The sequence below is a fragment of the Arthrobacter alpinus genome (assembly GCF_001445575.1).
Classification (GTDB): domain Bacteria; phylum Actinomycetota; class Actinomycetes; order Actinomycetales; family Micrococcaceae; genus Specibacter; species Specibacter alpinus_C.
Genome location: NZ_CP013200.1, coordinates 2,692,793 through 2,711,390, shown reverse-complemented (window position 1 = coordinate 2,711,390; position 18,598 = coordinate 2,692,793). Strand labels below are relative to the sequence as shown.

At 62.2% G+C, this 18,598-nt stretch carries 25 protein-coding genes; 12 read left to right on the top strand and 13 right to left on the bottom strand.

The genetic code is table 11. The features are described from left to right. Window positions 1–2: 2 nt before the first annotated feature. Window positions 3–449 (top strand): SRPBCC family protein, encoded by a 447-nt coding sequence (locus AS189_RS12010; RefSeq protein WP_062289168.1) that lies wholly within the window; start codon window positions 3–5, stop codon window positions 447–449. 108 nt (window positions 450–557) lie between these two features. On the opposite strand, the gene AS189_RS20765 is transcribed toward AS189_RS12010, so the two are convergent. Further along, complete coding sequence (locus tag AS189_RS20765; RefSeq protein WP_237759831.1) at window positions 558–2,210, bottom strand: DUF1990 family protein; 1,653 nt, start codon at window positions 2,208–2,210, stop codon at window positions 558–560. Further along, on the bottom strand, window positions 2,207–3,268 hold the full coding sequence (locus AS189_RS12000) for a GlxA family transcriptional regulator (RefSeq protein WP_062289162.1): 1,062 nt from the start codon (window positions 3,266–3,268) through the stop codon (window positions 2,207–2,209). Before AS189_RS12000 ends, AS189_RS20765 begins: the two co-directional genes overlap by 4 nt. Before the next feature lie 53 nt (window positions 3,269–3,321). Between AS189_RS12000 and AS189_RS11995 the strand changes: the two genes are divergently transcribed. After that, a complete protein-coding gene (locus AS189_RS11995) occupies window positions 3,322–4,575 on the top strand; it encodes an MFS transporter (RefSeq protein WP_062289158.1) in 1,254 nt (417 codons plus the stop codon). A gap of 56 nt (window positions 4,576–4,631) precedes the next feature. Here AS189_RS11995 and AS189_RS11990 read toward each other — a convergent pair whose 3' ends face one another. Together AS189_RS11990 and AS189_RS11985 are read right to left on the bottom strand one after the other, a co-directional pair. Then, window positions 4,632–5,117 (bottom strand): hypothetical protein, encoded by a 486-nt coding sequence (locus tag AS189_RS11990; protein WP_129587259.1) that lies wholly within the window; start codon window positions 5,115–5,117, stop codon window positions 4,632–4,634. 39 nt (window positions 5,118–5,156) lie between these two features. Beyond that, complete coding sequence (locus AS189_RS11985) at window positions 5,157–6,089, bottom strand: class I SAM-dependent methyltransferase (RefSeq protein ID WP_062289151.1); 933 nt, start codon at window positions 6,087–6,089, stop codon at window positions 5,157–5,159. 47 nt (window positions 6,090–6,136) lie between these two features. Here AS189_RS11985 and AS189_RS11980 point away from each other — a divergent pair, with 47 nt between their 5' ends. Continuing rightward, window positions 6,137–6,715, top strand: coding sequence for a helix-turn-helix domain-containing protein (locus AS189_RS11980; RefSeq protein ID WP_062289147.1), 579 nt, complete (start codon window positions 6,137–6,139; stop codon window positions 6,713–6,715). A 67-nt stretch (window positions 6,716–6,782) separates the two neighbouring features. On the opposite strand, the gene AS189_RS11975 is transcribed toward AS189_RS11980, so the two are convergent. Continuing rightward, window positions 6,783–7,127 carry a hypothetical protein gene (locus AS189_RS11975; protein ID WP_062289144.1) on the bottom strand — a complete coding sequence of 115 codons (345 nt, stop codon included), beginning with the start codon at window positions 7,125–7,127 and terminating at the stop codon, window positions 6,783–6,785. A gap of 177 nt (window positions 7,128–7,304) precedes the next feature. Here AS189_RS11975 and AS189_RS11970 point away from each other — a divergent pair, with 177 nt between their 5' ends. The 5 genes from AS189_RS11970 to AS189_RS11950 all read left to right on the top strand — a co-directional run bounded on the left by AS189_RS11970 (window position 7,305) and on the right by AS189_RS11950 (window position 11,774). Further along, window positions 7,305–8,303 carry a hypothetical protein gene (locus tag AS189_RS11970; RefSeq protein ID WP_062289141.1) on the top strand — a complete coding sequence of 333 codons (999 nt, stop codon included), beginning with the start codon at window positions 7,305–7,307 and terminating at the stop codon, window positions 8,301–8,303. Beyond that, complete coding sequence (locus tag AS189_RS11965) at window positions 8,300–8,716, top strand: GntR family transcriptional regulator (protein ID WP_062289138.1); 417 nt, start codon at window positions 8,300–8,302, stop codon at window positions 8,714–8,716. Before AS189_RS11970 ends, AS189_RS11965 begins: the two co-directional genes overlap by 4 nt. Window positions 8,717–8,842: 126 nt before the next feature. Next, window positions 8,843–10,057, top strand: a complete 1,215-nt coding sequence (locus tag AS189_RS11960; protein WP_062289135.1) for a metallophosphoesterase family protein — start codon at window positions 8,843–8,845, stop codon at window positions 10,055–10,057. Window positions 10,058–10,172: 115 nt separating this feature from the next. Further along, window positions 10,173–10,727, top strand: a complete 555-nt coding sequence (locus tag AS189_RS11955) for a cysteine hydrolase family protein (RefSeq protein ID WP_062289132.1) — start codon at window positions 10,173–10,175, stop codon at window positions 10,725–10,727. A gap of 105 nt (window positions 10,728–10,832) precedes the next feature. Then, window positions 10,833–11,774 carry a DMT family transporter gene (locus AS189_RS11950; RefSeq protein ID WP_062289129.1) on the top strand — a complete coding sequence of 314 codons (942 nt, stop codon included), beginning with the start codon at window positions 10,833–10,835 and terminating at the stop codon, window positions 11,772–11,774. A 116-nt stretch (window positions 11,775–11,890) separates the two neighbouring features. On the opposite strand, the gene arr is transcribed toward AS189_RS11950, so the two are convergent. The 3 genes from arr to AS189_RS11935 all read right to left on the bottom strand — a co-directional run bounded on the left by arr (window position 11,891) and on the right by AS189_RS11935 (window position 13,323). Continuing rightward, a complete protein-coding gene (gene arr, locus AS189_RS11945) occupies window positions 11,891–12,334 on the bottom strand; it encodes an NAD(+)--rifampin ADP-ribosyltransferase (RefSeq protein ID WP_062289126.1) in 444 nt (147 codons plus the stop codon). After that, window positions 12,331–12,948 (bottom strand): dihydrofolate reductase family protein, encoded by a 618-nt coding sequence (locus AS189_RS11940; RefSeq protein WP_062289123.1) that lies wholly within the window; start codon window positions 12,946–12,948, stop codon window positions 12,331–12,333. Before AS189_RS11940 ends, arr begins: the two co-directional genes overlap by 4 nt. A 99-nt stretch (window positions 12,949–13,047) precedes the next feature. Then, window positions 13,048–13,323 (bottom strand): putative quinol monooxygenase, encoded by a 276-nt coding sequence (locus AS189_RS11935; protein ID WP_062289120.1) that lies wholly within the window; start codon window positions 13,321–13,323, stop codon window positions 13,048–13,050. Window positions 13,324–13,416: 93 nt separating this feature from the next. On the opposite strand from AS189_RS11935, the gene AS189_RS11930 reads away from it, so the two are divergent. Then, complete coding sequence (locus tag AS189_RS11930) at window positions 13,417–13,923, top strand: COG4315 family predicted lipoprotein (RefSeq protein ID WP_062289117.1); 507 nt, start codon at window positions 13,417–13,419, stop codon at window positions 13,921–13,923. 45 nt (window positions 13,924–13,968) lie between these two features. Here AS189_RS11930 and AS189_RS11925 read toward each other — a convergent pair whose 3' ends face one another. From AS189_RS11925 to AS189_RS11915, 3 genes are all read right to left on the bottom strand, one after another. After that, the gene (locus AS189_RS11925; RefSeq protein WP_062289114.1) at window positions 13,969–14,670 is read right to left on the bottom strand and encodes an anti-sigma factor family protein; all 702 of its coding nucleotides are present in this window, start codon (window positions 14,668–14,670) and stop codon (window positions 13,969–13,971) included. Beyond that, window positions 14,670–15,176 carry a sigma-70 family RNA polymerase sigma factor gene (locus tag AS189_RS11920; protein WP_062289111.1) on the bottom strand — a complete coding sequence of 169 codons (507 nt, stop codon included), beginning with the start codon at window positions 15,174–15,176 and terminating at the stop codon, window positions 14,670–14,672. The genes AS189_RS11925 and AS189_RS11920 overlap by 1 nt, the downstream gene beginning before the upstream one ends. 61 nt (window positions 15,177–15,237) lie before the next feature. Then, window positions 15,238–15,672, bottom strand: a complete 435-nt coding sequence (locus AS189_RS11915) for a hypothetical protein (protein ID WP_062289108.1) — start codon at window positions 15,670–15,672, stop codon at window positions 15,238–15,240. Window positions 15,673–15,858: 186 nt separating this feature from the next. On the opposite strand from AS189_RS11915, the gene AS189_RS11910 reads away from it, so the two are divergent. Next, a complete protein-coding gene (locus tag AS189_RS11910) occupies window positions 15,859–16,443 on the top strand; it encodes a GNAT family N-acetyltransferase (protein ID WP_062289105.1) in 585 nt (194 codons plus the stop codon). Here AS189_RS11910 and AS189_RS11905 read toward each other — a convergent pair. Then, window positions 16,423–16,803, bottom strand: coding sequence for a hypothetical protein (locus AS189_RS11905; RefSeq protein ID WP_062289102.1), 381 nt, complete (start codon window positions 16,801–16,803; stop codon window positions 16,423–16,425). The genes AS189_RS11910 and AS189_RS11905 overlap by 21 nt on opposite strands. 106 nt (window positions 16,804–16,909) lie before the next feature. On the opposite strand from AS189_RS11905, the gene AS189_RS11900 reads away from it, so the two are divergent. Both AS189_RS11900 and AS189_RS11895 read left to right on the top strand, forming a co-directional pair. Beyond that, window positions 16,910–17,347: a VOC family protein gene (locus tag AS189_RS11900; protein ID WP_062289098.1), complete on the top strand. Its 438-nt coding sequence runs from the start codon at window positions 16,910–16,912 to the stop codon at window positions 17,345–17,347. A 61-nt stretch (window positions 17,348–17,408) separates the two neighbouring features. Further along, window positions 17,409–17,915, top strand: coding sequence for a GNAT family N-acetyltransferase (locus tag AS189_RS11895; RefSeq protein ID WP_062289095.1), 507 nt, complete (start codon window positions 17,409–17,411; stop codon window positions 17,913–17,915). Between the two features lie 114 nt (window positions 17,916–18,029). Here AS189_RS11895 and AS189_RS11890 read toward each other — a convergent pair whose 3' ends face one another. After that, window positions 18,030–18,536, bottom strand: a complete 507-nt coding sequence (locus AS189_RS11890) for a GNAT family N-acetyltransferase (protein ID WP_062289091.1) — start codon at window positions 18,534–18,536, stop codon at window positions 18,030–18,032. Window positions 18,537–18,598 lie beyond the last annotated feature (62 nt).

Sequence of the window (18,598 nt, the reverse complement as noted above, 5' to 3'; positions counted from 1 at the left end):
ACATGGCTGTCTCTTTTGAATGTGTTACCCATACTGCCCTTGGCATGGCTGAGCTGTTTGACCTGTCGCGGAACATTGACGCCCACACTGGATCGATGGCGCGTTCCAGGGAAACAGCAGTAGCCGGGGTGACATCTGGCTTGATTGGGCTAGGGCAGGAAGTCTCCTGGCGGGCATGGCACTTCGGGGTCCCGCTGCGCATGACCAGCCGGATCACCGCCATGGACGCACCTTCGCGATTTGTGGACGAACAGGTCAAGGGGCCGTTTCGGCATTTCCGGCACATCCACGATTTTCAGGAAGGCCCTGAAGGCACCATCATGACCGACAGGATCGGCTTTGCCGCACCCTTCGGCCCTGTGGGTCGCTTGGTAGAAAAGCTGGTTCTGGCCCGCTACCTGGAGAGACTCATCGAGACGCGAAATCAGTTCCTGGTGCAGAGCGCGTGAGTAACTACGCAGATGAGGCCGCCAGCAGGGTGCTGCGAACTGCCTCCCACCAGTGAATTCGAACATAGATTCGAACCGAGATTGTGCCCATGCCATCCTGCGGGCGTTTCAGCGCAGCGCTCGCAGATAGCGGCGTCGGACAAGCTTTTGGAATACCAGCAGAACAGGAAAGAGTATCCGCCACGGCTGTTGCGGAGCGGCGCGGGTGAGGGAACGGATGGTTAAGTACACCTCATCGCCAATGCGGTGGACGATGAACGCCTCCTCACCACTAACGGGGTGACCTGGCAGCGTGCGGTAGGAGAATCCGACCCTGTCAGCAGCAGCCACCACCGCCACCACCTCAACCGGTTCAACGACCTTCACTCCAAGGAAGCTTGCGGTGACGTTGACGCGTTCCCCTTCTGACACGGGTCCGGGCGTATCCACCGTGAATCCACTGCGGGTTTTCACCTTCCACCGCAGCACGTCAGCACCAACGCGCTGCCATAGCTCATCACCTGTTCCCAGCAGCGCCATCACGGACTGCCCCCGGAAGTCACCATGGCCCCAAGACCAGTCGCTTCGCGCCGGAGTGGTCAGGCTCTTGCGCCTGGATCCCTGCAACTTCCAGGCCGGACCTTCCTGGTCCTGCAACCACGTCTGGCCGGCCTCGGCCCCGGGAACCACATCGCGGAGCCAGTATGTGGCATCCGGATCCCAACCTGCCAGCACGGTGGAGAACGTACCGTCCACGGGGATCTCACAGCCGGCGGTGCTCAGGTATCCGCCCATGGTGAGGTGGACGGCGTCGTACTTGTCCTTGAGAAGCGCCCAGTCCGGGATCACCCATCTCCCATGCCGCCCCGTGGTGCGGTACCAATCGTGAAGTTTGGAGGCGGTGACCTCCAGGGACTGCTCGCGGCATAGCTGCGCCCACGCCTCAGGGGAATCGATCTCGTAGATCCGGAGATTGTCTGGCGCCTGCAGCCGCTGTGCAACAGCCTCCAACTGTCCGAATCCGTCCTCCACCAGCCAGAGCCCCGTAGGACCACGGCTGCCCAATGCGCGGGTGCTGTTGGTCAGGCCCGACGGCGGCCGAGACCACCACTCTCCGCTCCAGTTGGCAGTGGGGTCGGCGGGACGCTGGGTGGCGGCATCCGTTTCCTCCGCCATGATCGCTAGCCGCCACTGTGCAAGCGTGTCCACTGCTCTCTTGGCAGAGACCTGCGGGCGGGGATCCTCGTCAACGAACGTCACGGTCCACTGCTCGGCTACATTCAGGGGCGCCGTCCACCACGCAGCGAGCGGCGACGCCAACAAGTGTTCGGCTACACGATGCAGTGCGTGACGCACGGGTGCGCTCGCCGCCAAGACATCCTCGCCGTCCGGTTCTTGCCAATAGCGGGCTGAATTCACGGTGGCGGCGAGCGCCTGGAGCAGAGCAGCCTCGCTGAGGACAGGCAGCGGCAGTGCGTCAAGAAGCGCCGCAACATCGGCGGCTGTGGGGTTGGCCGGCGGGCAGGCAACCGCGCCGGGACCATAGTAGACGGCAGACTTGCCGTGGCCCGGATCCATGCCGTGAGACGCGTAGAACTTGGCGGAGTGGAAGTCGTTCCGGTCAGGGCCCGTTGCTGCTGCAGCGGCGGCCAGGTCAGCCAGCTCCAGGCACAGCCGCCTGCCACGGGGACCGGCAAGCAACGCGGCGGGGACCAGTGGTGCAGGGTCCGGTGCTGGCGGTTCTTGCACGGCGGGGTCCTGTGCTTCGGGCATCGGCGTCATGCGCCCACCCTACCGGCGAACGGCAGCGTGCCATGTTCCTCACCGGCGAAGAAGGCATTCCGGTACTGGGTAGGGGAGAGGGACGTGGTTTTCTTGAAGATTTCCCGGAAATTGGCGCCGCTGCCCAGACCGGACTCAGCTGCGATCCGTTCTACGGGCGCCGTTGTGGTCTCCAGCAATTCCTTGGCGCGTTCCACCCGCTGCATCGCCAGCCACTTCAGTGGCGTGATGCCAACATGCCCCTCAAATCGACGGGCCAGGGTCCTCCCGCTGATGGCTGTGGCCTCGGCAATGTCTGCGGCGGTGATGGGGTGGTGCATATTCTGGACGGCCCATTCCATGGCACGCGCCACGTCGGCTGGTCGGCTGGCGCTGCCGTGCGGCACCCGGTGCTCGATGAACTGGGACTGGGTGCCCTCGCGCCGCGGTGCGGCGACGGTTGCTTTTGCGGTTCGGTTTCCCGCGGCGGCGCCCCAATCACTTCGGACCAGATGCAGACAGAGGTCGATTCCCGCAGCCACGCCGGCCGAGGTCAACACCTGGCCGTTGTCCACGAACAGCACATTCTCATCCACCGCGACGCGTGGATACAGCAGGGCCAGGTCTGCTGTGGATTCCCAGTGAGTTGTTGCCGGGAGGCCGTCAAGAATTCCGGCCTGGGCCAGCGCAAAGGCTCCCGTGCAGATGGATACCATGCGCACCCCGCGTTTGTAAGCGGCCTTCAGTGCGGCCAGAACGTCGCCAGCAAGGGGCGCTCGGCACGTGGTGTAGCCGGGAATGATGACAGTGTGCACCTCCTCAAGGAGGTCAAGGCCCCTATCGGGGGTCACCGTGAACCCGCCACCTGCTGCCGCAACGGGAAGTCCTCCCGCTGAACAGCTCGCCACGTCGTAGAGACCTGCGGTGATCCGGCCCAGAATTTGGAGTGGGATGCCGAAGTCCAAGGCCAGCACATCCGGCAGAGCAAGGACCGCCACCTTAATGGGTTCTTGGCTATGTCCTCTGACGTGGACGGGAGTAACGGTATTCACGAAGGCCGTGGCTGGAAACTTGCGCATAGTGGCTATCCTGCCACTGTTGGGACATAGTTACTCAATGGAAGTGTGGAATCATGACGAAAACTGTTCCCCGATTCCGGGTCCTGCTCTTCCAGCTGATCGCCGCCCAAGCCTGCTACTACATGATTGTCAGCATTGACCTGACACTCACGGCCCTGGTCGGCATGGCGCTTGCCCCAACACCAGCGCTGACCACACTGCCGCTGAGCCTGATTGTCGTCGTCGGCACCGCTTGCTCATTTCTCGCCGGACACGCGGCATCACGTTATGGCTATCGCCCGGTCATGGTCGCGGGGGCGCTGACAGCAATCCTTGGAGGAGCGCTCGCCGCCCTGGCTGTGGCAAATCATTCATTCGCCCTGTTCTGCGTTGGCACGGCCCTGACAGGAGGTTATCGCGCCATCGGAGGCTTCCTGCGTTTCGTCGCCTCCGAATATGCCCCGCCGGCCAAACGTGAGCGTGCACTAGCGTGGGTCTTGTATGGCGGAGTCATAGCTGCCGCGCTGGGACCGTTCGCAGCAGTTGCCTCCTCCCGCGCGGTGACTGTGCCCTATGTTGGTTCATGCCTGCTCATCGCGGCATTGGGTGTCGTGGCCTTGATCCTGGCTGCGACGGTGCCTCCCGCAACGGCGGCAGGCACCGAGCTGAAAGTGTCAGCGATCCAGATCCGCGAGCGCATCGGCAAGCCGCAGTTCCTACAAGCAGTTCTGATGCTGTCCGGGTCGGGGCTCGTGATGACGCTTCTCATGGCGGCGGGCCCACTGGCCAGCGCCCATGCCGGTCATTCCGCTGAATTAGGCGCCTCAATGATCCAGTGGCACCTGGTGGGAATGTTCGCACCCTCAGCCGTGAGTGCACAGTTCCTCAAGCGGTGTGGCATGGGAGCCACCATCGCTCTCGGCGGGGTGGTCATGGCAAGTGGGTGTGCCATAGCCGTCTTCAGCGATACCGGCTGGGCACTAGTGCTGACCTTGGCCCTGGTGGGGGTGGGTTGGAACGTTCTGTTCGTCGCCGGATCAGCGATGTTATTGCGGTCTTACCCACAGGGCCGCGGCGCCAAACTGCAAGGCTTCACCGACGGCATTACCGCCGCACTTTCAGCTGGTGGCTCATTCGCCGCGGCGGGGCTACTCAACGGAGTGGGCTGGGGTGGAATTAGCCTGATCGCTTTCGTCATGACCATGAGCGTCCTTGCTGCAATGGGCTGGCTCGCCGTTCGCGCACGTGGTTCCCAAGCAGGTGCCGCCGACACGAGAATCACCGATGCTGCTCCGGACGCGGCACGCACCGAGGTTACTGCGCGATAGCTGAGCGTCGCGTTGGCCCTCCGTCGCATGAGGGCCCACCCAATGGCCATCCAACGTCAGTCAAGTTGCACCCGGCAGCTCTTGCCTGTCAGTTCACCGTTGAGGGTGAATTCTATGGTGAGATGCTTGACACCGGCAGGCGGTTCGGGAACGAACACCCAGGAGCCGTCCCATTCGCTGCCGGTCCCCGCCACCCGACCGGCCACCAAGAGGTATTCGGTGTCATGGTTGTCAGTGATATTCGCCTTGACCACACTGAGCACCACATCTCCGGGCATGACGGGCGGGCGTCCTACCTTGTCGGAGCCATGCATTTTCCGTTGTTCACCCCAGGCTTCCAGTGCCTTCATGTAGTTGACGTGCAACTCCATGGTCGCCGGACTGGTGACACAGGCCAGATGCACCCTGATGCCGCGTTCGCCGGGCGCGCGTTCGATGTGTTCCGGAATCTCAGCAGTAATTTCAACGCCGGCAAACCGCACATCAACACCTTCAGTGCTCGCAACTACCAGATCCCCGGGCGCCCACACGATTGTCGTCATGAAGCCAGACTAACCACGGAGCGCCCTGTAGCGGTAGGCCTAGGGCTTGGACGCCGCCCACGCGGTCCGGTGTCCGCGCACTACGAGGTCCCCGCGGCGCTCCAGGGATTCTGGACCGTTTCCCAGCAGCAATTCCAGTGAGGCGAGGTCGGACGGGGAAACGGCACCTGCCAGCGTGGGAGCGATCCGCCCCAGAAAGGCGCGCCCATAGCGGGCGGCGAGTTCCGGCGTCGCACTTCCGCGGGTGGGGAAGTGGCGGCGTTCGACGGCGAATCCGGCACGTTCCAGCCCTGCCGTCCACTCGGGGTACTGGTTCCAGCCATTGCTGGCCAGAGAGGCGTGCAGCCGGGATTCCAGGCCAGCCCCTACGGCGGATCCCTCCTGCAGGCGGTCGGGAAGGAAACTCGGGAGGCCGTCCATCTCGATAACGATCAGCAATCCGCCCGGGTTCAGGTTGGCGAACATCTCCGCCATGGTCCGCTCCGGATCGGCCAACTCATGGAGCGACGATGAAGCCCACATCAGATCTGCCGTTGCGCTCGCAGGCCACTCCTCATTCAAGTTAACCTGCAGTCCGGCGATGCGGCCGTCCAGTCCGCTGCCTGCCGCCGATTCGAGGGTCGTTGCCAGCATCTGGGCAGACATGTCCAGCGCCGTGACATGCGCTGCGGGGAATCGACGGGCCAGAGCAAGGGAGCCAACACCAGACCCGGAGCCAATGTCAAGGATGGTCTCCGGCTCGTGCACGGCAAGCTCCGCCGCCCACGCGGTGGCGTCCGCCAGATATGAGCCCAGGATGAGCGCGTCAAGATCCAACATCTGTGCCAGTTCGGCGTCGGTGGCGTGGGAGTGGCCCGGATCGTGGCTGTGTCCAGCATGCGCGTCGCCAGCGCGGCCGTGTTCACTGTGTAAGTGCCTACTGTGTGCCGGCTCGCTGTTTGATTGTTCGTGGTGGTGTGCGTGTTCAGTCATGCTTCCACGATAGTGGGGGCATGCGTAGGGCGCATATACTTTTGCGTATGACGCAAGAATCCGATGTAGACGCCCTCATTCGCCAGCGGATCCGCAGCATCCGCACCGCCCGAGGCTGGTCGCTGGAGAACCTCGCGGGCCGGTGCGCCCTGAGCCCGTCAACGCTGAGCCGGATTGAAACCGGCCACCGACGCATCGCGCTTGACCAACTGGTACCCATCGCCCGCGCCTTCGGGACCACCCTGGATGCCCTAGTCGAATCTGCCGGCGACGAGGACGTTGTCATTCGCCCCCAGCCCGGCCATTCCAGGGGGCTGACCACCTGGGTCCTGTCCACCGACGACGGCCTCCACGGAAAAACCGTCGCAAAAATGCGCATCACCACCGACCGACCGCCGGAGCGCGGTATCCACCCGGGCCGCGACTGGTTCACCGTACTCTCCGGCATCGTCCGCCTCGAGCTGGGGGAGCGAACCATCTTGGTTCACCCCGGCGAGGTGGCCGAGTTCTCCACCATGGTCCCGCACGCCATCTGCGCGCACGAAGGCCCCGTGGAGATCCTCAGCATTTTCAACCACGACGGCGGACTCGCCCACCTTCACGCCGGGGCACACCCAGGGGAGTAGTCGAGGGCGCATCCCCGCGTGTCATTCCCGACGGGCGGCTCAGCGTACCGGTAGCGCCCCGGCGTCGCTAGTTGGAGATGGTGCAGTGTGCTACATCGATAGTCAGCCGCAGCACCGGCGCATCGGCGCCCAGCTGGCCCTCTACCGTGCACACTTCCGGCGCTGCGATGCTGACCCATCCGTAAGGGACATTGTCAATGGTGACGGCGGATCCCACGGACACCTCCAGGGATTCGACCAGCCCACCATCGGGTCCCAGCACGTCAACGTGGTGGGAACTGCTTGGGGATCCAGGCGCCATGGCCCGGACTTCAACAACAACACTTCCGGTTTCAGCAACCGGGGCGCACCCGGCAAGGGCCGCTGCAACGATGACCAGAGCAGGGGCTGAGGCAAGAAATCGACGGTTCATAGTTGCAGCCTGCCATATGGAACGGGCAGATGATGAGCCACGGATCACTAGCTAGCTGCTGACGGGCGGCTGCTGCCTGCGTCGCCAACGGCGCGCCTCCCAGCACTCTTACATGACCGTCTCGCCGTCAATTCATTGTAATGATACATTGAGACAAACCTCGATCAAAGGACTGCCATGAGCTCTGAACTGACCTTCACATGGATCGCACTTGGGATTCTTGCCGTGACTGTTGCCGTCCGTGCCATCATCGTGCAAACCACCAAGAGCCAACAGCACCAAGTGTTTCTGTTCTGGCAGCGTGTCGGACTACCCATGGGCAGCCAGCGAGTTAACGATTCCCTTCGTCGGCGTCTCCACCGAAGCGCCAATGCGACGTTACTTGGGGGAGTCGCCGGTGGGATGCTTGCCGTTGGCATCTACGTGTTTACGCATACCTCAGGGTTGCCGTTCAATTTCATGTGGCTAGTTGCACTCCCTGCCGTGATCATAGGCGCGACGGTGCTCGATGTTGCCCTGACCGTCCGTGACTCTCTGTTTGGCCGGCAGCCAGATGCGCCGCGGATGGCACGGCTTGAGGCCGTGGGTCTTCGTAACTATATGAGCCCCAAGAGGCTTTATGCAGCACCGTTGCTTTTGGTGCTGGCGGCAGCCATGGCAGTAGCGGGTTTGGTACTGGGAGCCACCGGGGCGATTGACTCCGGAGCCTTCTTACGCGGCCCCGCGCTGCCATTCCTACTGGCAGCTGCCGTTGTCCTAGGGCTCTGCGTCGTCATGGCGCGCAAGATCCTGGAACAGCCTCAACCGGCCGCGGACACCCTCGAACTGGCCTGGGACGACGCCATCCGGGCCGATGTGCTCCGGAAGCTGGGCGTGCTGGCCTCCGTCATGGCCTGGCTGGCCGTGTCGGCAGCCGGCCTGGGCATTTTGGACGGCCTTGGCGCGACGGCGGCGGCAAACATGGGCACCGCCCTAGGGCAAATGTTGAGCACGTGGGGATACTTCGCCGTTATCCTGACATACACCCACGGAAGTTCACTCAGCTGGTTCCGGCAGCGGCTGTGGCCTAACTTCACCCTGGTGCCCGCGGGCCCCGCACCGGACACCGGCGGTCAGGAGCAAGGTCACACTGGCACTCAGGGCCAGGGCCAGGGCCAGGGCCAGGGCCAGTCATGATGCTGAGCGTCGATCCCCGATCGGCCGTTCCGCCCTTCGAACAAATCCGGGTGCAGGTACTGGCGCTCATCCACAGCGGGGCTCTCAAACCAGAGACCCGGTTGCCCACGGTGCGCAAACTTGCCGCCGATCTTGGTCTGGCCCCCAACACCGTGGCGCGCGCCTACCGGGAGCTGGAACTCAACGGAGCTATTGAAACACGGGGCCGCCACGGCACCTTTGTCTCCGCTCACGATGACCCCGTCCACCGGCAGGCACAAAAAGCGGCCGAGGAGTACGCCCACCAGATCCGCACCTTGGGACTGGGATATCAGGACGCTCACGCCTTTCTCACCACCGCGTTTGGCGTTAAAGCGCCAAGCTTGCCCATCGACGAATCTGGCGAGCGAGCCGAGCGACTCATTCACGGGTAAGGGAAATGACGTTCACCCTTTGTTTTCTCGGTGGACTTCCACCGTAGGTGAAGTGGCTGAAACCGCCACCTACGCTCGACGCAGAACGTAGCCTAAAAGGGGCGGCGAGCAGTGTGGAAGGCAGTAATGACGGAGAACAACAGCCAAGCCAAATTCAGCCGCAGAACAGCATTAGCGGCAGCGGGTACCTTGGGCGCGCTCGGACTCACCATCGCTACAAGCACTGCCGGCACGGCCGCGCCTGGCGCCAAGGCCCCCAAGCCAACGTTGACCTTCCGGGCCGACGGCACCTTCAAGGTGATCCAGTTCAACGACACCCAGGACGACGAGCAGACCGACCGTCGCACCATTGAATTGATGGAGCGGACCCTGGATTCGGAGAAGCCGGATTTTGTTGTCATCAACGGTGACGTCATCAATGGTGGGTGCGTGACTGAGCTGGAAGTCAAGCAGGCGCTGAACCACGTGGTTGCCCCCATGGAGAGCCGCAGCATTCCGTGGGCCGTGACCTTCGGCAACCATGACGAGGACTCCGCGGCCGCCACCGGCATGACCGAATCCAAGATGCTGAAATTCCTGCAGGACTACGCCTGCAACATCAACGCCGATTCCATCCCCGGCCTGACAGGCACCTCGAACACCCAGTTGCTGATCCAGTCTGCCAAGAGCCCTGCCAAGTCCAACGCCAAGAACCCCGCCTTCGGCCTGTGGCTCATCGACACCGGACGCTACGCGCCGGATTCAATCAACGGCCAGGACTTTGCCGAGTACCCGGACTGGGACTGGGTACGCATGGACCAGGTCAGCTGGTACCGCGAGCAGTCCATCGCCACGGAAAAGAAGTACGGCAAGAAAGTCCCCTCACTCATGTGGGGGCACATCGCCCTTCACGAGCACCGTGCCATGTGGTTTGCCAGCATCGATTCCCGCACCGAAGCAGATCATGCCCGTGCCCTGACCAAGCATAAGATTGTTGGCGAGCGCAACGAGGACGAGTGCCCCGGCCCCTTCAATTCCGGCCTGTTCAACGCTTTCCTGGAACGTGGTGACGTCAAGGGCTACTTTGTGGGCCATGACCACGTCAACACGTATGTGGGCAATTACTACGGGGTTGAGCTGGGCTATGGTCCCGGCAGCGGTTTTGGTGCCTACGGCCTCTCCGGTGCTGAGCGTAACCGGCTCCGTGGCGCCCGCGTCTTCGAACTCGACGAGAACCACCCCGAAATCTACAAAAACACCCGTCTAGTGTTCGCCAGTGACTTTGGCATTGATCTGAGCGCCAACCGTCAGATCACAGCCCCGGCGCAGCCCATCACGCAGGGCAAGCCCGGCAAGAAGTAGCGCGCAAGCCTGAACACCCGCCCATGATCCACGGCCATGGGCGGGAGTTTCGCGTTGGGGTTGGAGAGCGTAGGCTCGTGTACGGCAACGATTCAGCCCTGACTAGAGGATCACCATGACAACGCTTCCGCACCGCAACAAAACCGCCCTGGTGGTCATAGATGTCCAGAACGACGTCATGGTCGATGCGTACCAGCGGGCTCCGGTGGTGGCGAACATCCAGTCACTCGTGGGTGCGGCGCGTAACGCCGGAACGCAGATTCTCTGGGTCCAGCACAACGATGACGGCCTGCCCCAGGGATCCGAGGCATGGAAGTACATTCCCGAACTCGTCCGCCTCGAGAGCGAGCCGCTGGTGCACAAATCGTTCGGGGACTCCTTCGAAGGAACCGATTTGGAGGACATCCTGGCCAGCGGCCGAGTAGGCACCTTGGTTGTTGCCGGAGCCCAAACCGACGCCTGTATCCGTTCCACCATCCATGGCGCCTTCACTCGCGGCTACGACGTCACCCTCGTCAGCGATGCCCACACCACCTCGGACAACAGCGAATGGGGCGCGCCGCCGCCGGAACAGGTCATCGCGCACACCAACTTGTACTGGCAGCATCAAGACGCCCCGGGTCGCACAGCAGCCGTCGTCACTACCAGGGACGTGGACTTCACCTCCTAAGCACGACGCCGGACCCCGCCCGGGTGCCGCACCCGGGCATGGTGCCGGGCTGCAACGGACGGATCCCGTCGCGGGGTGTACCGGGTACCCCTTAAGATGGGCAGAATGGTGCACACCGCGCGTCGACCGCGCTCATTTTCACTCAGCAGGCCGGAACTGGCCCTGCTGGCCATCACGGCGTTGTGGGGCGGCACGTATCTTGTCATACATCTGGCCATGCGCTACAGCGGTCCCATGTTTTTTGTGGGCCTTCGCTTCGCCGTGGCTGGCCTCATTGCCTGCCTGATCTTCCGCCGTGCCCTCCGCGGCATGACCCGGGCCGATCTTGGCGCCGGAGCCGCAATCGGCGTCATGATCTTCTTTGGCTACGGACTCCAAACGGTCGGCCTGCAAACCATCAGCAGCAGCACCTCTGCGTTCCTCACGGCACTCTTCGTACCCATAGTGCCGTTCCTGCAATGGGCCGTATTCCGCAAGCGTCCGCACATCATGGCTTTCGCTGGGGCGGCTCTAGCCTTTGCGGGGCTGGTGCTGCTGGCCGGACCAGGAGCCTTCCAAGTGGGCCTCGGCACGGGCGAGCTGGTCACCCTGCTGAGCACTGTTGCCATCGCCGCGGAGATCGTGATGATTAGCCTTTTCGCCGCGAAAGTGAACCTGGGCCGGGTGACAGTGGTGCAGTTGCTGGTGTGCAGCGTTCTGGCCTTCGTTGCCATGCCCGCCACGGGCGAATCCATTCCCGCATTTTCGTGGGTGTGGCTCGCCGCCGGCGTCGGGCTCGGGCTGGCGAGCTGTGTCATCCAGCTAACCATGAATTGGGCGCAGAAATCGGTGGACCCCACACGCGCCACCATCATCTACACGGGCGAGCCTGTCTGGGCTGGCGTTATTGGGCGGATCGCGGGGGACCGGCTGCCGCCTCTGGCAGTGATAGGAGCAGTGCTGATTGTGCTCAGCGTGCTCGTCAGTGAACTCCGGCCGCTGGGACGGACGGCCTCCAAACACCCAAGCACCGCCGTCGTGCTGGAGCCTCCGGAAACGGGACAGTAACAGGACGGGGAACGGGACACCGGGATTGAATGCACTGTGGACCACTACGTCGCAGTAACCCGGGCCACGCAGGAGCCCATGATTCTGGCATAACAGCCTGCGGCACGCTGGTTTTGTCAGTCGTCGATGACCGCGGCACCTTGGCGGTTCAGCTCGGCAAGCCCGTCCCGCATGGCCTGCAATGTGGTGGGGGAGTGACCCTTCCAGTTGACGATTTCTCCGATGACCTTGACTGGTTCCCTGGTGCGGTAGGACCGGGTCGGGTTGCCAGGAAATTTCTTGTCCGTGACATTGAGGTCATCCTCCAGCGCACCCAGTGCCTCCACGATGTAGATCCGGCCGCAACCTTCGCCCATCGCGAGTTCGGCACCCCACGTGGCCGCATCCAAGGTCTCCGTGACGTAAATGTGGTTCGCAACCCTGCCGCCACCGAAATTTGAGCGGCGGCCCGGCTCCAGCAGGTCGCCTACAGTGAGAAACGCTTTTGTGCCGTGCAGCAGTCGCCCAGACCCATCCGCCTTGAATGGTTCCGGCTCACCCCAAGCCTCCGCCTCCGTCATGTCATCTCAGCCATGTTTATACCGGTCACAGGAACACCTGCCCGCTCATAGACCAGGGAGACGGCACCCTTGGGAAATGCTTTTGGCGGCTGCACGAGGTTGAAGGCGGCCGGGACACCGGTGCCGTCCGTGAACAGCCGTTTCCCGGATCCAAGGGTCAGGGGATAGAGGTAGAAGTTCAGCCTGTCTACGAGGTCTGCTGCAAGCAGCGAGCGGACCAAGTTGCCGCTGCCGATCACGTGCATGTCGTTGAATTGGCTCTTCAGTGCGGCCACCATGTCCATGGTCTGCAAGGCCGTTGTGCCTTCCCACTCGGGGTTGCTCCTTGTCCGTGAAACCAGAAACTTAGGCAGGGCGTTCAATTTTGCAGCAATGGGGTTACTGTTGCGCAGGGCCGGCCAGTAACCGGCAAAGATGTCATAGGTTGCGCGGCCCAGCAGCAGGGCATCCATCTGTTCGATGCCGGCGCCGATTGCCTCGCCGGATTCGGCATCGGTGTAGGCACCTTGCCACCCGCCGAGGTTAAATTCGCCGCTGCGGTCCTCGTCCGGTCCGCCCGGTCCCTGGTAAACGCCGTCGAGGGTTATGAACAAGTCCACGGAAATAAGGCCCATGGCGCACTCCTTGGTCCGGTAGCTGCTGCCCGTTGCCGAGTCTACTCCCGCGGGAAACGGTGCGGTAGTACTGGAGGTGTCAGCTGCTGACGGCGCGACTCAACTGGCCACGAAGTAGTTGCGCTTAATGCCTGCCGTTGCGTGCCCCCACTCGCTGGCACTGGCCCGCACCTGGTGGAGCGCAAAGGAACGGGCATCCTCGAACCGCTCGGAAACGTCCCACACCATGGGATCGGGAGTCTGTGTCACCTCGAAGGAAAGGCAGCCCGGCTCGGCACGCGTCAATTCAAGATGGCGGGGCAGGTGCACCACTACGGCGGCCAGCTGCTCTTCGCCTTCGCAGATCAATTGGCCGGTCAACACAGTGTTGTTCATGAACAAGATCCTGCCATGTGTGAACCATGGCGGCTGCCACTTCGTGTCCTGGATATGGAACCGCCCTGGTTTCACCAGTCAAGGAGCCTCCTCATGAAATCTCACACCAGACTTTGGATTGCCGTCAGCGCGTTGGCACTGGCGCTCCTCACTGCCTGTGGCAGTCCCGCCGCACCTGCAGCTTCAAACCCCGCCGCATCCGCCGGCGAACTGCACACGGCCAGCACGGCCTTAGGCACCATCGTGGTGGACGGTGCCGGAATGACTGTGTACTTCTTCGATCACGACACACCCCAGGAGAAGGCCAGCACCTGTTCCGGTCCCTGCGCCAGCCTGTGGCCGGCCGTCAGCACCAGTAGCGCTGCTCCCACCATCACGGGAGTCACCGGAACAGTCGGCACCATCACCGGGGTTGACGGCACCGCGCAAGTCACACTCAACGGGCTGCCGCTGTACACCTACGCTGCGGATAAGAGTCCCGGGGATACTTCGGGTCAGGGTTACGGCGGGATCTGGTGGGTTGTCGGGGCCGACGGCGCAAAAGTCACCGCTGCTCCTGCCTCCACTTCTGCACCAGCGCAGGGCGGCAGCGGTTACTGACGTCTTATCCCGTTTGTTTCCATTGAGAGGCGAACCGGCAAACCTCTACGGGGCCGCGCTAAGCAGCGTGGCCCCGCCGCTGTCCCGAATATCCAGCCGTGCGATGGACTGGGCGGGGGTGCCTGTCGACGCGGTGGGCGTTACCTCACTACCGGGGCCAGCAGTCCAACTGGCCACAGTGGTCTCCACACCGGAGGCCGAGACCATGACCAGCGAATAGTCCTGGCCCGCCGGATCACCCGCATACTGGGCTGCTGGAGCGTAGCGGCAGCGCCAGCTGATTTGCGTGCCCCAAGGATAACTGGACAGCGTCCCCGTCGCGGTAAGTCCCTGCGGGGACGTGCCGGCGAAGGTCAGCGAGACACTCGAGGAAGCACTGCTGACGGCGGACGGCGGGGGAGCGGTACTGGAGTTGAGCCCGGTGGTGATGGCCGCCGTCGTACCTGCCACAATGATGGCAGCAGCTGCCAAAGCCACCGTAAACCGGCGGCGACGCCGGGCCAGCTGGTCAGCCAGCCCGGCATAGAGCGGCACGTGTCCAGCCACGGCGGGTGCCACGGCGAAGGCTTCAGCGTTTTCCGCACCGTTGCGCGCCAGCAAAGTGGGGATCCCGGACAATGCTGCCACCTGGCGCTGGCACGACGAGCACGTGGAAAGGTGCTGCTCAAATTCACGGCGCTGGGCCGCTGGCAGTGAGCCGAGCACATAGGCTGCGTCCCAGAGCGCATAGGAATCGGATGTTTCCATCACCCGCTCACCCCTCTTTCTTCCAGCGCCAGACGCAGCGCCCGCAAGCCGTAGTGCAGCCGGGATTTGACGGTTCCCTCCGGGATTTCCAGTGCCGCCGCGATCTGCGCTGTATCCTTGCCACCGTAGTAGGCCTGCCGAATCACCTCCCGATGATCCATGCTGAGGGATTCCAGCGCGTCACCAACGAGCCACGCATCGAGAACCCTCTCGGTCTGGTCATCGTCGGGGGTTTCGGGCAGTTGGGCTGTGCCAAACTCGTGCCGGTGGCGGGCGCTGCGCCAATCGTCAATGACCAGGTTTCGGGCCACAGTGAACAGCCAGGCACGCAACGCATTGGGTTCCCGGGTCAAAACTTCCGGATGTTGCCAGGCACGCAGCAAGGTTTCCTGAACCACATCCTCTGCCTGCGCCCGGTCATGCACCAGCCGCATGACAAACCGCCACAGCAGCTGGGCATAGTCGCCGTGCAACTCTCGCAGTGCCTGCTGCTGGTCCACGTGCATCGACTCCTCCTGCCGCTAATACGCAGTATGGGCCCGGATGGTTCAGCTGGCCAGATATTGTTTATCGACGCAGTGTTTTGCTGTGGCGAGGCCTGAAGAGTCCGACGGCGGCCAGTGCGGCTGCCGCTGCTTGCGCAACTGCACTGAGCGACTTTTGGAAGAACCAGATGGGCTCATACATGGCCGGGAACGGGCCGAATGCCGGCACATTGACGTAGCGGTACAGCAAGACCGCCACGACACCGCCGGCGGCAACAATAAAGGCGGCCGCATAGGCCGGACGGCTGCCGCGAAGCAGAACGTAGAGTCCGGCAAGGATCGCAGCGGCGGCCTCTATCCGGAACAGATTGCCCTGGCCGATGCCTGCCGGGGCTGCACTCTGGTAGTAGGAAGCGAGCCGCAGATGGACCACTGCGTCAATGGCCAGAGCGGCGGAAATCAGCAACCGCAGTACGATGCCGAGAAGATCATGGCGTTGTGGGATCGATGCGCTCATGTGGTGCCCCATGCTTCCTCGAAGATACGACGCTGATTCTGTGCTGATACGGCAAAAGATGCCTTCATCCAGTAATACGTCAGTGGTGCGGGAATGGTTCACTGCGCACAGCGGAGGAACGGGCTCGCAGAGCACCCTGACCGCCTGGCCGCCGTTTGAGTCAAGAGTCACCTTTAGGATGTAGAAATGCTGAATCCTCCAGTTGCATTGTTGCCTGTCTATGAGACGTTCGACGGCGTTGCCCCCTCGTCAGTTTGGGTGGAGGTCGCTGCAATCTTCAGTTCAGCGTTCTCGGTTGCACCATATTTTGAGGACTCGGTTTCTCTTGCTGAGATAGTCAACTGGGGCCCGGACCTGCTTGCCCTTGGTGGCGGAAGGCTCTCGATAGCTCGCTGCGCGGAGAGAGCTGTTGGGTTCGCGCTGGTCCACGGACTTCAGGGCGACGACTCCTGGGAGGGGACTCTCTCATCAATGGTCACTACAGATCTTCGGATCACCAACATGGTCTCGGATCCGGGCAATACCGTGGTGGTGCATGAGCTAGCTGTCCACTCTGACTATCGGGGCCAGGGCATTGCGAGGTCCGCCCTAGCCTCGGCGCTCGAGCACCGTACCGAATTGAATGTTGTCCTGGGTGTCTATGAGCAGGCCGAGAAGGCGCGCCAAATGTACGCCCGGTGGGGGTATCAGGACCTCGGTGCCGTGCTCATCCACGATGGCACGGTCCGGATGCGAGTCCTCATTGCGGAGCTACACACTCAGACCGGATGAACGGGGAGCATTCACAAAAATCGCAGCAATCGACAGAATGAGCAATGCCCAAGTGGAACAAACCCACAAGAACATTCCACCGATATCGCCCGCCGCTGCCATGGAGCTTCCCATGGAGAGTAAAAGTCCACTGGCCACAGCGGAAAGTAGCCCGAGGATTGCTAGACCAATCAACAGAAAACGACTCACGCCGTCGCTCTTCTGCGGATTACTGCGAAGCCGCCACCAATAGCAAAGGGGCGTAGCTAGTGCAAAGACCATTGCCGCGGCATGGCCTAGCAAGTACAGCGAATCTACACGGGGAATCAAAAGTCCGCTGGCAATAGCCAATGCTACAAACACCGCTGGGATAACGCGCATAATGGATCATTCCTCAGTGTGGCTGTGATGTTGCACCGAACCTCAGGCCGGACGGAGCCCAGTACCGGACTCTACTGGAATGTCCTCATCTGATAAAATTCCGCCTATGCCCATCAAACTCGAGAACGTCGGCATCGCCGTAAGGGATCTGGAATCGACCATCGCCTTCTTTACGGACCTCGGGCTGACCCTGGTCGGCCGGGATACGGTCAGCGGAGAGTGGAGCGACACCGCCGTCGGACTGGATGGCAACCATGCCAAAATCGCGATGCTCCAAACACCCGATGGTACCGGTCGTCTTGAGCTCTTCGAATACCTTCACCCGGACGCCATCGAAACTGAACCCACCCTGCCCAATGAAATCGGCATGCACCGTGTTGCTTTCTCTGTTGACGATATCGACGTTGCGCTTAGAATCGCCGCAAGCCACGGCTGCTACCCACTTCGTGGCGTGGCCACCTACCAAGACGTCTACAAACTCAGTTACGTCCGTGGCCCCAGCGGCATCATCGTAATGCTCGCCGAGGATCTAAGAGGAGGCTAACGGTGATCGCAGGTAGTGTTTAGCTGTGTTTAGTTCGCGCCAGCTTAATGAAAATATCATCATGCGTTTGCTGCGCCCAGGAGATGCCTCAGCACTTACTTCTGCTTATGCGCGCAATCGTGAGTACTTGGCGCCGTGGGAGCCAGTCCGCCCGGAGGATTATTACACCGAGACGTGGCAGGCCGCGGATATCGCCCACCGCCTGGTTGCGGCAGAAACCGGAGCGGGGTATCCCCTTGGGCTGTTCGCTGGCGATGTGCTGGTGGGCCGGTTTAACTTGGCCGGAATCGTCCGCGGCCCATTTCAAAGTGCAGGGCTGGGCTACTGGGTGGACGGCCAATATGCAGGCCGTGGCCTGGCATCGGCTGCCGTCCGAGCGATCGTAGAAACAGCCCGTGCCGACCTCGGACTGCACCGAATAGAAGCGAGCACGCTCCTCCATAATGCGGGCTCACAACGCGTGCTCTTGAAAGCGGGATTCCAGCAAATCGGAATGGCTCCACGGTACTTGCAAATTGCCGGGGACTGGCAGGATCACAATCTCTACCAAGTCGTCCTCCACGACTAGAACCGGCCCAAACCCGCCCTTGTGCCTCCGAAGCTATTTCCAGTTATGGCCTGTCCGCAGATCAAATCCTCTGCGGGAATCCTGACACTGGCAGAATTCTGATTCCGGTTCGGATCAGTTGCCCAACAAGTTCTTCTTCATCGCGTAGTTGGTTAGCTGCACGCCGCCCATGACAGGATGTTGTTCCGCCTGGACAACGAACCCGAATCGCTCAAAAAAGGGCCGGGCCGTGATGCTGACATTGGCCGATAGTTCCGTCAGGAGCCCGGCACGGGCATGGGCCTCCACATGAGCGAGGAGGTGGCGTGCCACCCCGAGGCGTAGGAAGCGCGGCCCCACGAACATCATGTCGATATACCCCTGCAGATCTACGTCGGAGAAGCCGGCTGGCTCTTCATTCACAGTCGCCACGTAACTGTTGCGCTTTTGCATTGCGGCGTGCCACGTGGACAAGTCTCGGTCATCTGGCCGTGCCCACGCCTGAATCTGCTCCGGCGAGTAATCGGCCGACGCTGTCTCGGTCACTGCGGCGTGGAAGATGGACAAGGTGTCTGCCGCATCGGCGAGACTGTACGGACGAATGGCAATGACTGGCCTATTGGTGCTTGTTTTCTCGTCCACAGAACTAGCATCCCACCTCGACTGGCAAAGAGGGAGTGCGTGGCACTTTAGAAGGCGCGTCC